General features: G+C 65.7%; 13 protein-coding genes and 1 pseudogene. 7 read left to right on the forward strand and 7 right to left on the reverse strand.

Going from position 1 to position 14683, the window contains the following annotated elements; translation table 11 throughout:
• Positions 1-32 precede the first annotated feature (32 nt).
• Positions 33-296: a hypothetical protein gene (locus NED97_RS18685; RefSeq protein WP_252488515.1), complete on the reverse strand. Its 264-nt coding sequence runs from the start codon at positions 294-296 to the stop codon at positions 33-35.
• Positions 297-383: 87 nt separating this feature from the next.
• Here NED97_RS18685 and NED97_RS18690 point away from each other — a divergent pair, with 87 nt between their 5' ends.
• The 5 genes from NED97_RS18690 to nrfD all read left to right on the forward strand — a co-directional run bounded on the left by NED97_RS18690 (position 384) and on the right by nrfD (position 6406).
• A complete protein-coding gene (locus tag NED97_RS18690) occupies positions 384-2171 on the forward strand; it encodes an excinuclease ABC subunit C (RefSeq protein WP_252488516.1) in 1788 nt (595 codons plus the stop codon).
• Positions 2172-2331: 160 nt separating this feature from the next.
• Positions 2332-3996: a Na+/H+ antiporter NhaC family protein gene (locus tag NED97_RS18695; RefSeq protein WP_252488517.1), complete on the forward strand. Its 1665-nt coding sequence runs from the start codon at positions 2332-2334 to the stop codon at positions 3994-3996.
• Between the two features lie 96 nt (positions 3997-4092).
• Positions 4093-4389 (forward strand): stress response translation initiation inhibitor YciH, encoded by a 297-nt coding sequence (gene yciH / locus NED97_RS18700; protein ID WP_252488518.1) that lies wholly within the window; start codon positions 4093-4095, stop codon positions 4387-4389.
• Positions 4390-4456: 67 nt separating this feature from the next.
• Positions 4457-4939 carry a GNAT family N-acetyltransferase gene (locus NED97_RS18705; RefSeq protein ID WP_252488519.1) on the forward strand — a complete coding sequence of 161 codons (483 nt, stop codon included), beginning with the start codon at positions 4457-4459 and terminating at the stop codon, positions 4937-4939.
• A gap of 102 nt (positions 4940-5041) precedes the next feature.
• Positions 5042-6406 carry an NrfD/PsrC family molybdoenzyme membrane anchor subunit gene (nrfD, locus tag NED97_RS18710; protein ID WP_252488520.1) on the forward strand — a complete coding sequence of 455 codons (1365 nt, stop codon included), beginning with the start codon at positions 5042-5044 and terminating at the stop codon, positions 6404-6406.
• A gap of 27 nt (positions 6407-6433) precedes the next feature.
• Here nrfD and uvrB read toward each other — a convergent pair whose 3' ends face one another.
• The gene (gene uvrB, locus NED97_RS18715; protein WP_252488521.1) at positions 6434-8488 is read right to left on the reverse strand and encodes an excinuclease ABC subunit UvrB; all 2055 of its coding nucleotides are present in this window, start codon (positions 8486-8488) and stop codon (positions 6434-6436) included.
• Between the two features lie 115 nt (positions 8489-8603).
• On the opposite strand from uvrB, the gene NED97_RS18720 reads away from it, so the two are divergent.
• Positions 8604-9833, forward strand: coding sequence for an outer membrane protein assembly factor BamB family protein (locus tag NED97_RS18720; RefSeq protein WP_252488522.1), 1230 nt, complete (start codon positions 8604-8606; stop codon positions 9831-9833).
• A 97-nt stretch (positions 9834-9930) separates the two neighbouring features.
• On the opposite strand, the pseudogene NED97_RS18725 reads toward NED97_RS18720, so the two are convergent.
• Positions 9931-10283 (reverse strand): annotated as a pseudogene (locus NED97_RS18725) (DUF4397 domain-containing protein); the annotation flags it as partial.
• A gap of 134 nt (positions 10284-10417) precedes the next feature.
• Between NED97_RS18725 and NED97_RS18730 the strand changes: the two are divergent.
• Positions 10418-10690 carry a DUF7553 family protein gene (locus tag NED97_RS18730; RefSeq protein WP_252488523.1) on the forward strand — a complete coding sequence of 91 codons (273 nt, stop codon included), beginning with the start codon at positions 10418-10420 and terminating at the stop codon, positions 10688-10690.
• A 1-nt stretch (position 10691) separates the two neighbouring features.
• Here the strand turns inward: NED97_RS18730 and NED97_RS18735 are convergent, their stop codons facing one another.
• The 4 genes from NED97_RS18735 to NED97_RS18750 form a co-directional block, all read right to left on the reverse strand.
• The gene (locus tag NED97_RS18735) at positions 10692-11111 is read right to left on the reverse strand and encodes a DUF2267 domain-containing protein (protein WP_252488524.1); all 420 of its coding nucleotides are present in this window, start codon (positions 11109-11111) and stop codon (positions 10692-10694) included.
• Positions 11112-11219: 108 nt separating this feature from the next.
• The gene (locus NED97_RS18740; RefSeq protein WP_252488525.1) at positions 11220-12311 is read right to left on the reverse strand and encodes a saccharopine dehydrogenase family protein; all 1092 of its coding nucleotides are present in this window, start codon (positions 12309-12311) and stop codon (positions 11220-11222) included.
• A 376-nt stretch (positions 12312-12687) separates the two neighbouring features.
• Positions 12688-13062, reverse strand: a complete 375-nt coding sequence (locus tag NED97_RS18745; RefSeq protein WP_252488526.1) for a hypothetical protein — start codon at positions 13060-13062, stop codon at positions 12688-12690.
• Between the two features lie 150 nt (positions 13063-13212).
• The gene (locus NED97_RS18750) at positions 13213-14343 is read right to left on the reverse strand and encodes an ORC1-type DNA replication protein (protein ID WP_252488527.1); all 1131 of its coding nucleotides are present in this window, start codon (positions 14341-14343) and stop codon (positions 13213-13215) included.
• Positions 14344-14683 lie beyond the last annotated feature (340 nt).

A 14683-nucleotide genomic window follows, 5' to 3' on the forward strand; every position in this document is an offset into this window, starting at 1 on the left:
GACCGTCGCTCGAGGCGTCCGAACTCGCGTCGCTAGATCGCTTCGTCGGGGTCGTACCGGTCGGCGGTGCGGTCGACCTCCGTCGCGTACCGCTCCCGGGTTTCGGCGTCGGACACCGCCTCGAGTTGCGCCGGCTGCAGGTCCTTCGCCGCGGTCACCGTCGACCCGGTCGCGGCCGAGGCGGCCAGCTCGCGGCGATAGACGGACTCGCCGTCCGGCGTCGCGTAGGCCAGGGTGACGAGCCCCTTGTCGTCGTACTCCCGTTCGACCAGCCAGCAGCGGATCTCCTCGCTCATGGTCGGACGTGGTGAGTCCACCACCGAGAATGTACCGCGTCGGCCCGAGGAGTCAGGCTGAAACCTCCCGCCGCCCTAGGGCCGCCGATGAACGCCGACGGGGTTCGGGATCGCGCGCAGTCGCTGCCTCGAGAGCCGGGCGTCTACCAGTTTCGGGCCGACGGAGCGACCCTCTACGTCGGCAAGGCGGTCGACATCCGGGACCGGGTCCGCTCCTACGCCGACCCGCGGAGCGCCCGTATTCGTCGGATGGTCGACCGCGCCGACGAGATCGAGATCGCCGTCACCGACACCGAGACGCAGGCGCTGTTGCTCGAGGCGAACCTCATCAAGCGCCACCAGCCTCGGTACAACGTCCGGCTCAAGGACGACAAGTCCTATCCGATGGTCCAGTTGACGAACCACGAGGCTCCGCAGATCGAAATCACTCGCGACCCCAACGAGTCCGCAACCGTCTTCGGCCCCTACACGAACAAGCGCCAGGTCGAGACCGTCGTGAAGGCCCTGCGAGAAACGTACGGCGTCCGGGGCTGCTCGGACCACAAGTACGCCGGCCGGGACCGACCCTGCCTCGACTACGAGATGGGGCTCTGTACCGCGCCCTGCACCCGCGAGATCGACCTCGAGAGCTACGGGGAGGACGTCACCGCCGTCGAGCGCTTCCTCGAGGGCGAGACCGGCATCCTCGCCGATCCGCTCCGCCGGGAGATGGAGGCCGCCGCCCAGGATCGGAACTTCGAGCGCGCGGCGAACCTCCGGGACCGACTCGAGACCGTCGAGGCCTTCCACGGCGAGGGCGGCGAGGCGGTCCAGTCGGTCGGCGACGAGCGCGCCGTCGACGTCCTCGGCGTCGCCATCGAGGGCGGGGACGCGACCGTCGCCCGCCTGCGCGCGGAGAACGGGAAGCTGGTCGACCGGGATCGGCACACGCTCGAGGCGCCCGGCCCCGGCGGCGGCGCGCCGGCCGAGCCCTCGAGCGGCGGACTCGAGATCGACCCCGAAGAGGAGGGCGTCCCCGCCGTTCTCGCCGCCTTTATCGTCCAGTACTACGCCGAGCGCGACCTGCCCGACGCCCTGTTGCTGCCCGAACGCCACGAGGACGAGGAGGTCGCGGCCTGGCTCGAGGCCGAGGGCGTCTCCGTGCGAGTCCCCGGCGCGGGCCGGGAGGCCAAACTCGTCGACCTCGCGCTGAAGAACGCCCGGCGCAACGTCGGCGGCCGCGACGAGTGCGGCATGCTCGCGGACGCGCTCGAGATCGATTCGGCCCGCCGGATCGAGGGCTTCGACGTGAGCCACGCCCACGGAAAGTCCGCGGTGGGGAGCGACGTCACGTTCGTCGACGGCAGCGCCGAGAAGGCCGACTATCGCCGGAAGAAGCTCACGGACGAGAACGACGACTACGCGAACATGCGGGCGCTGCTCGAGTGGCGCGCTCTCCGGGCCGTCGAGGGGCGCGACGAGCGTCCCGACCCCGATCTGTTGCTGATCGACGGCGGCGAGGGACAGCTCGAGGCGGCCCGGGACGCGCTCGAGGAGGTTGGCTGGGACGTGCCCGCCGTCGCGCTCGCGAAGGCCGAAGAGCGCGTCATCACTCCCCGTCGCGAGTTCGCCTGGCCAAACGACGCGCCGCACCTGCACCTCCTGCAGCGAGTTCGGGACGAGGCCCACCGCTTCGCGGTCCAGTACCACCAGACGGTCCGCGACGAGGTGAAGACGGTGCTGGACGACGTCCCCGGGATCGGCCCCGAGACGCGCAAACGGCTACTGGGTCGGTTCGGCAGCGTGGAGAACGTTCGGGAGGCGAGTCTCGAGGACCTACGGAGCGTCGCGGGCGTAGGCGAGAAGACGGCCCGAACGGTCAAGGAGCGACTGTAGGCGCCCTCACCCGGACGTCCCGCGGCGAGAGTGAGGCGAGGCCCCAAACTCGGCACGAATCTTTCACGAGGGTGAAAAATACGCGGTACACGGCGTTTGAGGCGAGAAAGTCGGCCGATTACGAAATATTTTAAATACAATAGGTGTGAAGCGCGTTAGCATGGCATCAGAATTCGGAGCACTGTCGCTGGTACCGCCGTTGCTGGCGATCGCACTCGCCATCGTTACTCGTCGAGCGCTGTTATCGCTGTTTATCGGCATCTGGGTCGGGGGCGCGCTCTTCGCTTCGAGGGGGGCCGAGGGGATCGTCGACTACGTCGTACTGCCGCTGTCAGGCGGCGTACAGGCGGTCGACTGGATCATCGGGTCGATCGCCGACGAGTTCAACGCCCAAATCATCCTCTTCACGATGCTCATCGGCGCCGCGATCGCCCTCATCTGGCGGATGGGCGGGTCGATCGCCGTCGCCAATTACGCGACCTCGCGGGTCGATTCCCACCGGAAGGTCGGCGTCGCTTCGTGGGTGCTCGGCCTGTTCTGGTTCTTCGACGACTACGCCAACACGGCGATCGTCGGCTCGGCGATGAAGGACATCGCCGACCAGATGAACATGTCGCGGGAGAAGTTTTCGTACATCCTCGACTCGACGGCGGCGCCCGTCGCCACGTTCGGCATCTCGAGCTGGGTCGCTTTCCAGATCAGCCTCATCGACAACGAACTCCCGGCACTGGAGGGCGAGACGCCCGGCGCGGTGGCGACGTTCTTGCGGTCGATCCCGTTCAACGTCTACTGCCTGCTGGCGATCGTCATGGTGTTGCTGATCGTGCTCACCCGCCGGGACTTCGGCGAGATGCTCGACGCGGAGACGCGCGCCCAGACCACGGGCAAGGTCAACCGCGACGGCGCCCAGCCGCTCCAGAGTATGAAAGACGACCTCGGGGAGATGGCCTCCGACAACCCTCGACTCCGGTCGTTCGTCGTGCCCGTCGCGGTGCTCGTGCTCGTCGTCATTTCCGGTGCGCTCTACACCGGCTTCTCGGCGATCGACGCCGGACCGGCCGACGTGTTCACCGACTCCGACGCCCTCATCGACCTCGTCGACAACATGGACTTCATCGGCGCGCTCGTCTGGGGTTCGCTCGCCATGCTCGTGATGGGGATCGCCCTCGCACTGTACGACGACGTGATGGACTTGAACGAGTCGATGGAGACCGTCATCGACGGATTCGCGGTCATGCTCAACGCCGTCAGCATCCTCGTGATGGCGTGGTCGATCGGAACCGTCGCCGGCGAACTCGGAACGGGAGAGTACGTCACCAGCGTCACGGAGGGTATCATCACGCCGGCACTGTTGCCGGTCGTGATCGTGCTCTCCGCGGCGATCATCTCGTTCTCGATCGGCACCTCGTGGGGGACCATGGGAATCATGACTCCCATCGCCGTTCCGATGGCGTGGGAGATCGGGAGCCAGTCGCCCGAACTGCTGGCGGTCGCCGTCGGCGCGGTGTTCTCGGGAGCGATCTTCGGCGACCACTGCTCGCCTATCTCCGATACGACCATCCTCTCGTCGACGTTCGCCGGCGCCGACCACATCGACCACGTCCGAACGCAGATCTACTACGCCGCGACGGTGATGTTCGTGGCGATGCTCGTCTACCTCGCCTACGGCTTCACCGGCCTCACGCCGCTCGTGTTGCTGCCGGCGGGCGTGACGATCCTCGTCGGCCTCGTCTACGGCCTCTCCGAGTGGGACGCAGCGCGCAAGGGAATCGTCGCGAAGCCGTTCGCCGACACGACCGATCAAGAGGTTCCCGCCGACGACTGACTCGGACTCGCTCCGGGTCCGATCGGGTCGCCTCGAGACGAGTCGAAAACCCGGACGGTGCACAGTCCTATGCTGTTGGCGAGCGTAGTACAGTACGTGTCCAACGACGACCCGATCGACGACCTGCTCGACGAACTCGACAGCCACGGCGACCTCGAGGCCGCGGAACAACTGCTGTCGATTCGAATGGAAAAACGGCGGTACGGAAAGCCGGTGACGATCATCGAGGGGTTCGACCTCCCGAAATCGGAAATCGAATCGATCGCCTCGGAGCTCAAATCGTCGGTCGGAACCGGCGGCACCGTCGACGAGGGGCGCGTCGAACTGCAGGGCGACCACCGGAACAGGGTGCCGGAACTGCTTCGCGAGCGCGGTTTCGACGTCCAGACGTAACGCAGGTTGCACTGGTGCAACTCGAGTTGCGAGTACAGCTTTGGTTCTCGCTACCGTAGCACGCGCTATGGAGATCCGACCAGCTACCGCAGACGACCGCGAGGCGATCCGCGAGGTTGCCCGCGACGCCTGGCACGACACCTACGACGAACTCTCGAGTGACGTCGTCGACGAGACGATCGACGACTGGTACGCCGACGAGGAACTCGAGCGCGCGCTCTCGACGTCCGGAACAGTGATGCTCGTCGCCGAGACCGATGACGGCGTCGCCGGCTTCACCCACGGCGTCGTCCAGGACGACGAGGGCGACGTCCTGCGGATGTACGTCCATCCCGACCACCAGCGCGAGGGGATCGGGACGGCGCTGCACGAACGCCTGCGCGACGACCTCGAGGACTTCAACATGAACCGGATGCGAGCGATCGACCTGGCCTCCAACGACGGAGGCCGGGCCTTCTACGAGGAACTCGGCTTCGAGCGAACCGGCGACGGCGAGGTCGAGATCGGCGACGAGCAGCGGCGAGAGGTGGTCTACACCCTCGAACTGTAGTCCACGGATCGCGCGCGGAATCGGCGACAAAAGAAGAGGCTTGCATATTCACCGAACGGATGGAAGTGACCGCTTCGCGTGAGGGTGTGAACGACTCTCACAATGGGAACGAAAACGCCGTCAGAAGCTGACATTCTCCGTCCGATCAAGAATACGTCGACGACGTACTTCGTACTGGTTGGAATCGCCGGGCTAGCGTTCGTCCTCTTCCTCATCGGCTGGGCATATCAGCTCGCGGAGGGGATGGTCGTCACTGGGCTCTCCGACTGGGGGACCGGCGGCGGCGTCACCTGGGGAGTGTACATCGGTGCGTTCATCTGGTGGGTCGGGATCGCCCACGGCGGAATCATTCTCTCCGCAGCGGTCAGACTGCTCAGGATGGAGCGGTACATGCCGGTCGCGCGCATGGCCGAGCTCCTGACGATCGCCGGACTCTCCGCCGCGGGATTTTACATCGTCATCCACCTCGGCCGCCCCGACCGGATGGTCACGAGCGTCCTCGGACACTACCACATCACCGTCCACGCTTCGCCGCTGGTATGGGACGTGACCGTCATCACGGCCTACTTCGTGCTGACGGCGACCTACCTCGGACTCACCCTGCGCTACGACGTGACCCGACTCCGCGATCAGCTGCCGGATCACTTCGAGCCGGTCTACAGGGGGTTGACGATCGGTTACACCGAGCAAGAAGACGAGATCGTCCAGCGAATGGTCTGGTGGCTCGCGCTCGCGATCATCATCATGGCACCGCTGTTGCTCCACGGCGGCGTGATTCCGTGGCTGTTCGCGGTGCTGCCGACGTATCCGACGTGGTACGGCGGTGTCCAGGGGCCGCAGTTCCTCACGATCGCCCTGACGTCGGCGATCAGCGGGGTGATACTGCTCTCGTACGCCTTCCGCTGGGGGTACGACTGGGATCACATCATTACCGACGACGTCTTCCGAGGACTGTTGCTCTGGCTCGGGTTCTTCTGTCTCCTCTTCCTCTGGCTCCAGCTCCAGCAGAACGTGACCGGCCTCTTCAAGCCGCCCGTCGACGTGGGTCACGCCGCGGAAGGGAGGCTGGGTCATCCCATCTACCTCACCGCGATGGGTCTGGTCTTCCTCGTGCTCACGTACATCTTCGCGCAGGCGATCCGACCGTCGCTGTTCGCCAAGAAGCGAGCCGTCGTCGCGGGTCTCATGGTGCTCACCGCGACGCTGCTCGAGAAGATCCTCTTCGTCGTCGAGGGGTTCTTCCACCCCAGCTTCGATATCTACGGGGCGACCCCCGGCCTCTACTTCCCGAGTTGGATCGAGATCGCCTCGGTGACGGGCACGATCGGCATGGTCACGCTGTTCTTCCTCACCGTCGCCAAGGTCGTGCCGGTGGTCGAACTGCACGCGATCGAGCACCTGCGAGGTGACGACCGCGGCGATCGCGGAAACGAGCACAGCACGCGCGACGAACACCGGCGCGAGTGAGTTCGGCGGTCGTCGTATCCCTCGAAATCAGAACTCCTCGGCCGGCGGCGCGATCCCCTCGTCCTCACCCTCGAGTTCGAACTCCTCGCGCACCTCCCGGATTCGATCCCGGATGTCGGCCGCGAGTTCGAACTCGAGGTTGCTCGCCGCCTCCTCCATCCGATCTTCCAGTTCCGAGAGGTAGCGGGCGGCCTCCTCCTCGTCCTCGAGAGAGCGACCGGAGATCTCGGTGGTGTCCGTCTTGCTCCCCGGTAGGTTCGTCTCGCCGACCTCCTTCTCGATGGTCGTCGGCTCGAGACCGCGTTCTTCGTTGTACTCCTGTTGAATCTCGCGGCGTCGCCGAGTCTCATCGATGGCCGACTCCATCGCGCTCGAGGGGTCGTCGGCGTAGAGAACGACCTCGCCGTTGACGTTGCGGGCCGCACGTCCCATCGTCTGGACGAGCGTCGTCTCCGAGCGCAGGAAGCCTTCCTGGTCGGCGTCGAGAATGCCGACGAGCGAGACTTCGGGGATGTCCAGCCCCTCCCGGAGGAGGTTGATCCCGACGAGGACGTCGATCTCGCCGAGTCGGAGCGAGCGGATGATCTCGTGCCGTTCCAGCGTATCGGTCTCGTCGTGCATGTAGGCGACGTCGACGCCGGATTCCTCGAGGTACTCGGTCAGATCCTCTGCCATCCGCTTGGTCAGCGTCGTAACGAGGGTGCGCTCTTCGCGCTCGATCCGCTCGTCGATGCGATCCATGAGGTCGTCGATCTGGCCGCTGGCGGGCGAGACCTCGATCTCGGGGTCGACGAGGTGGGTCGGGCGAACGATCTGTTCGACGATCTGGTCCGATTCCTCGCGCTCGTAGTCGCTCGGAGTCGCCGACACGTAGAGCGTCTGGTCGGTCTTCTCCTGGAACTCCTCGAAGGTGAGCGGACGGTTGTCGTAGGCGGTCGGGAGTCGGAACCCGTTCTCGACCAGCGAGTCCTTCCGGGACTTGTCGCCGGCGTACTGGCCCCGGATCTGGGGCAGGGTCACGTGGGATTCGTCGACCACCGTCAGAAAGTCGTCCGGGAAGTAATCCAGCAGCGTGTACGGCGCCTCCCCTGACTCGCGATCCGAGAGGTAGACGGAGTAGTTCTCGATGCCCGAACAGTAGCCCGTCTCCTGCATCATCTCGAGGTCGAACGTGGTTCGCTCGTCGATGCGCTGGGCCGAGAGCATGTCGCCCTGGCGTTCGAAGTAGCTGATCCGCGAGTCCAGATCGTCGCGGATCTCGTCCATCGCGCGCTCGAGTTTCGTCTCGGGAATGGAGTAGTGCTCCGCCGGGTGGACGAGGACGGCCTGCTGGTCGCCCTGGGTCTTGCCCTCGAGCGGATCGACCTTGACCATGCGGTCGATCTCGTCGCCCCAGAGTTCGACCCGGACGGCGTAGCGGCCGTACATCGGGTAGATCTCGATCGTGTCGCCGCGGACGCGGAACGTCCCCTGCGTGAAGTCGACGTCGTTGCGCTCGTAGTTCAGGTCAACGAGCCGCGCTAAGAGCTCGTCGCGGCCGGTCTCCTCGCCGACCTCGAGTCGCATCGACATGTCGACGTAGTTGCGCGGGTCACCCAGTCCGTAAATGGCGGAGACGCTCGCGACGACGATCACGTCCTCGCGAGTCAGCAGCGAGCGCGTCGCGGAGTGGCGCAGGCGGTCGATCTCGTCGTTGATCGAGGCGTCCTTGTCGATGTAGGTGTCGGTCTGTTCGACGTAGGCCTCGGGCTGGTAGTAGTCGTAGTAGGAGACGAAGTACTCGACGGCGTTCTCGGGGAAGAGGTTCCGGAACTCCTCGTACAGCTGGGCGGCGAGGGTCTTGTTGTGGGCGATGACGAGGGTCGGCTTCTGGACCTCCTCGATGGTCCACGAGACGGTGTTCGTCTTCCCCGATCCCGTCACGCCGAGCAGCGTCTGCTTCTCCATTCCCGACCGGAACCCGTCGGCGAGTTGCTCGATCGCCTCGGGCTGATCGCCCGCCGGGTCGAACGGCGCGTCGACCTCGAACGGGTGGTCGGCCTCGGGACGATCCGGCTGGAGGGGACCTCGAGAGTCACTCATCATCGAGATCAGGGACTCGAGATACTTTACGCGCTCGCATGCGGCGCGCGAGCGCTCTCGAGAGTCATGACATCCGACCAGAAAGAATATGTGCGGAACCTGTAGACTGTCGCGCATGCCCTCCCGACGCACCGTGCTCGCCGCTGGAACGGCGGCCGGACTCGCCGCCGTCGCCGGCTGCCTCTCGAGCGGCCACTCGTTCGACAGCTTCGAGACCGACCCCGACACCTGGCGGCTCTCGCGGTACGACCTGGAGAACACGGGCCACAACGCCGACGCGACCGTCCCCGACGATCCCGAGAAACGATGGCGATTCGAGCCCGAGTCGCCGGTTCGCAGCATCGACGGGCTCGCCGTCGGCGAGGACGTCGTGGTCGCGGGCAGCGAGCGAAAGGCGAGCGACAGTCTCGTCGCGCTCGAGCGCGAGACCGGCGACGTTCGGTGGAAAGTCGACGACAGGGACGCGGACGTCGCTGCAGTGGCGCTCGGCGACGAAACGGTGTACACGACGTCGGACGGGCAGTACGTCGCCGCCTACGACCTCGAGACCGGCGAGCGGCGCTGGGCGATCGACGAGGAACGGCATGCCAGAACGTACGGAGCGCCGCTTCTGTTCGACGGGGACACCCTCTACCGAGGGGACGGTAACGGACTCACCGCCTACGACGCCGAGTCGGGCGACGAGCGCTGGCGCGTCTCCGAGCGGGGTGCGGTCGCGATCGACGGCGATCGGTTGTTTCAGGGCGGGATAACCGTCACCGCGTACGAGTCGCCGAGCGCGCCGGTTCGTCTCGGTACCGATAGCGAACTGGAAACGCTGTGGGAATCGTCCGGTAGCGGTAACGGGGAGCCGCCGGTCGTCTGGAGCGACCGCGTTCTCTCGGGTGTCGAACCCCGGCCGTTTGACGAGGGCGAACGACTGCAGGCGTACGACGCTGACAGCGGGGACCTCGAGTGGACCCACGAGTATCCCGACACGCACGTCACGTCTCCGGTAATCGTCGACGACCGGGCGATCTTCCACGTCGGTCGCGGCGACTGGGACGACGTTCCCGACGGGCCGAACGAGCTGCTCGCGGTCGACGCCGAGGGGAAGATCGACTGGGAGTTCGAGACCGAGTGGGGGGTGACGGTGGTTCTGGCCGCCGCCGGAGACACCCTGTTCGTCGGCGGCGAACCCGACGCTCCCGGTCTCGCCGCAATCGATCCTGCAACTGGCGACGTCCGCTGGGAGCGCGAGCCCCGCGGCGATAGCGTCCGCGTGGCCGAGGTGACGTCGCTGGCCGCGGTCGACGGGCTGCTGGTCGCGGGAACCGAGCACGGGCACGTCGTCGCCTACGGCTGAGGGGCGTCGAAAACGGTGTGAACGTCGAGTCGGACAAACGGTTCGAGAAGGGACCGGACGCCGAACCGGTACGTCGGTTACGGTTCGTTACTCGAGCCTAACACTGGTGGTCAGCTTCCGGCTTCTCCTTCCCGTCGGCAGCCGGTTTCTCGTCGTCGTCGGGCGGCTCGTCCTTCGCGTTCTTCTCGTCGCCCGGTTTCTCGTCCTTCTCGTCGACCGGCCGTTCGTCTTCCTCGTCGGCCATCGGCCCGTCGACCGTCAGCTCTACGGTAAAATCTCGGTCCGTCACGTCCTTCGCGGCTCGAAGTAGCCGATCGCGTAGCCGGTGTAGAGGGTTCCCGCCTCGAGCGTGACGTCGAACGTCGCCACTTCGGTGTCGGGATCGCCCGCGGGTCGGATCGAGAGCGTGTACGTTCCGGCGGGAACGGCGAGGTAATCGGAGACGTCGCCGCGATCGTGTAGAACGCCTCCCCCACCTCGACCTCGCCTTCGAACGCGATTCGCCGACGGTTCGACCCGGCACGTCGGGATCGCGCTCAGTTGCCACGTTAACTGTTATGGGTCGAGTCGTGCTTGCCTCGTATATGGCTCAGGAACTCAAGCAGGTTCGCGACGAACTCGAAAAGGCAGCGAAAGCGGCCGACGACGACGGCCTCCGCGACGACCTCCGCGAGCAAGTCGACGCGTTCGAGGACTACACGATCGGCGACCACGAACCCGATCACGCGATCCTCGACGAACACCTCAACCGGCTCCGCCAGCTCAGCCAGGCCGCCAGCGACGCCACGACGAAAGACCGGATCGAAAACGCGCTCGAGACGGCCGAGGACTACCGCGAAGGCGTCGACCAGGCTTAGACTACCGCTCCCGCGGCGTTCGGTCGGTGACGTCGACCTCGGTGTCCGTCTCCGAGAGCAGTTCCTCGAACCCGTAGTGCTCGAACTGGTCGACGGCGGCAGCGCGTTCGCTCTCGTCGACGGCCTCGAGCGTCGTTCCCAGGACCGCGGTCGTTGCATGCTCGCCGGTGACGTCGACCGTCTCCGTGCGCTGGTTTACCCGCGAGATGAACTCTTCTTCGGAGAACTGCTGTCCGGACTCGCCTCCCGTGAGGTGGTCGTCGATCTCTCGGGGCAGGTCGTCCGCGAGCCGGCGGGACCGGTGTTCGTCGATCCGTTCGCCGAGCGAGGAAACGACCGCCTGCGTCGCGTTTTGGGCGTCGGTCTCGTCGGCGAGGTTCGCTCGCTGTTCGACGGAATCGTAGAAGTCGTGACGTACCATACGGGATCGTTGAACGGATTCCGCCGTGGGGATCGGACCAGCGACTGCCGGTTCCGGTGACGACGAGTCCGCGCTCGACCCGCGACGGTCGACTACGTCCCAGACACGCTACCGCAGTAGCGGGTTGATCGCCGACGACGAGTCCGGTTCCGACTCGTCGAAGAAGCCCTCGACGCCGTCGAGTTCGAGGACGAAGTCGGCGCCGAACGCGCCGGCCGGCGTCTGGAACCCGCTATCGGCGTCGCCGGCGAGGACGCGTTCGGCCGCCGTCACGGCCGCGTTGACGGTCAGGATGTACGGGTCGGGCGTCCGTAGGCGGGAGACGACGCGCTCGTCGTCGGTACGCGCCTCGCCCCAGATATAGGCCGAGCCGCGCTCGCGCGACCACTCTGCGGGACCCTCGCGGACGAAACCGGCGAGTTGCTTCAGCGTCCACTGGACGGGCTTCAGTCCGAGCACGGGGGCGAGGTAGCGGTGGAGTTTGAGCGCGGTCCGAGCGGGTTCGGGCATCAGCGCGTACACCTCGACGTTCGGGATGCCGGTCGTGTAGTGTGCGGTCGAGACGTCGCCCATCGGCATCGTGACGGCCGGGCGAGTGCCGCGGCCGAAGTCGATCTCCCGCGTTCGCCACGCGGTCGGCACGCGCTCGAGTCGGCCGTCGCGACGGATCGCGCCGCCCGTATCGGCCCCCTCGATCACCGTCCTCACCGTTCCGATGGAGGGCGGCCGGAACGAGTCGACGCCGAGCGCGAGCGACGTCGCGTCCGGGAGCCGGTCGGCGAGGTGTGCGGCGAGACAGTCCAGCGGGACCGTCGAGAAGCCGGCGGCCGGGAGCAGCGTCGCGTCGGCGTCGATCGCCTCCTCGTCTCGACCCCGGATCGATTCGATGACCGGGATCTCTCCGGTGATGTCGACGTAGTCCGTCGCGCTCCGGAGACAGCCCTCGACGAGCGGTTCCGCGGTGTTCGAGAACGGGCCGGCGCAGTTCAGGACGCAGTCGACGTCCTCGAGCGCGTCCGCGACGGTCGCCGGATCCTCGAGGTCGAACCGACGACCCGGTTGGCCGAGTTCGTCGACCTGCTCGGCGAGTCGGTCGCGGTCGCGACCGGCGAGGACGAGGTCCCCGTCTCGGTCGATCGCCTCGCGGGCGATCAGGTCACCGACGAAGCCGTACGAGCCGTAACACAGGAGCGAGGGCATAGCTGCTGGTTCGACGCGTCAGCGGTTAAGCCATGGCCCAGCACTACGCAACGGAACGGGAGCGGTCCGAGAGGAACTGTTGTTGGTACGCGTCTTCGACTGGACGGACGAACGATGCAATGCTGGGGCATCTACGCTCCCGGTTCACTCGTTCCGCCGTCGATCCAACCGTCGTCTCCGTCGTATCGGTGACTGTGAACGCTCCTCGATCAGTAACGTTCTCGACCCACGCGAGACCGGTCGCGTTTCGCTCGAGCGCCGTCGCTCATACTGTCGGACGAACGTCAGTGAACACTCGGTCGCGTTTCACGGGTCGTCGCCGCCGGCGACGACCGTTCGAGTGCAATCGATCTGTGAATAGTTCTGTCCGACAGTATCAACTGTCGGCGTTTCCGTCGTCTTCCTCGTCGGAGTCGTCGATCTCGCCGTCGGAAGCGTCGGTCTCGTCCTCGACCGAGGATTGGACGTCGTCCATCTCGACCCCCGAATCGAGTTCGTCCCGATCGATCGCCTCGTCGAGCACGTCCGAGTCGGTGACTGCGTCCATCCCCCCGTTCTCGACCGCGGATTCGATCGTCGTCGCGTCGATAGCCGAATCGACGTCGTCCGATCCCGTGGCCGACTGCAGCGCCCGACGAACGGCCACGTACCCCGCCAGTGCGATCCCGCCGGAGGCGACGGCTCCCGGGATTCCGAAGCGCTTGTAGCCGAACGTGATAGCCTTTTTGCCGACGGTGAGTGCGCCGATCATAGTGCCCGGTGTAGCGTCAGCAACGACAAGTGTGCGGGGCTTTCGTGTGGAAGCCCGTGATCGAACGAAAATCCACCCGATTGATTTTTCTCTATCGAGAGTCGCTCGTGATTCGGCGAGCGCGTCCGGGAAAGACGTCGGACTGCCGGCTCACTCGAGCCGATCCAGCACCGCGTCCTTCTCGTAGGACAGCGAGAGCGAGCGCGAGCGACCGCGCCCCTCGATGTCGGCGTAGTCGGCGTCGATCAGTCCGAGCTGGTCGAGCTTGTTGACGATCTCGGAGTAGCGGGTGTAGCCGAGTTCCGACTCCTCGTGGAAGGTCTCGTACACCTCGCCGGCCTGGCCGCCGTCGTTGTTAGCGATGACCTCGAGCAGCGTCCGCTCGGTGTCCGAGAGCTCGGAGAGGCTCCGGGAGAGGGAGATGTACTTCGACTTCTCGTAGGCCTGCTCGACGTCCGTCATTTCGACGGTGCGACTGCCTCGCATCTCGGCGTTGAGCCCCGCCCGCCGCAGCAGATCGATTCCGACCCGGAGGTCGCCGCTCTCGGCCGTGCGGTCGGCCACGTGCTCGAGGGTGTCCCGCGAGATGACCCGGTCGCGAAAGCCGCGCTCGACCCGTTCCGCGAGGATGTCGACGATCTCCGACTGGCCGTACACCGGGAAGTAGACCTCCTCGGGGCGGAAGACGCTCTGGACGCGCGAGTCGAGTTCGTCGATGACCTCGAGCGTGGGATCCGAGGAGACGACGATGACGCCGATCTTCGCGCCGGGATACTCCTCGTGGGCCCGCAACAGCGAGTACAGCGTGTCGGAGGCCTCGTTCTCGTAGAAGAGATAGTTGATGTCGTCGAGGGCGACGACCAGCACGCGGTCGTCCTCGACGAGCTTTTCGGCGATCTGCCCGAAGAGCTTCTTGAACGAGATGCCCGAAGAGGGGGGTTCGTAGTCGAACGTTCCCTCGAACAGCCGCGAGAACACCGAGTAGCGGGTGGAGTTGACCTGACAGTTGACGCGAATCGTGCGCACGTCGCTGGTCTGGGTTCCGACCTCGTCGAACAGCTTCTGGATCGCCGTCGTCTTCCCCGTCCCGGGCGGTCCTCGAACCATAACGTTTAACGGTCGCGAGCCGCGCACCGCTGGCCGTAACGCGTACGTGAGGTTCTGGGTCTGGCCCTCGCGGTGCTTGAACGTCTCGGGAACGTAGTCGATTTCGAAGACGTGCTCGTTTCGGAACACGGACTCGTCCCACGACAACATCCCCTCCTCGGGGTCGTCTGCCATTACTTTCACCTCGCTGTCGAAGTTACTTAGTTGTTTGCGAGCGATGCGCGAACTGCAGGCGGTTCGACTCGATCGAGGCTAACGGAGCCCACTCTGGCGGTTTTCGTCCTAAAACGTCACGCCCGCCGAGCGCCGTTTACTTCGAGCAACGGTAAATGGCCGGACGGGCCGTCGAACTCGAGAATCCGTTTAACACCTGTATAATGAAGCGCTATACTCCAGAATAGGATTCTTGATGGGACCAGGTATCTCGTCGTGGCACGCGGACCGCACACAGACGAGCGCCACAGCACGTATCGCTGCCGGCGCCACAGCGTGTATCGCTGCCGATGTGTACTCG

Source organism: Natronococcus sp. CG52, from assembly GCF_023913515.1.
Taxonomy (GTDB): Archaea; Halobacteriota; Halobacteria; order Halobacteriales; family Natrialbaceae; genus Natronococcus; species Natronococcus zhouii.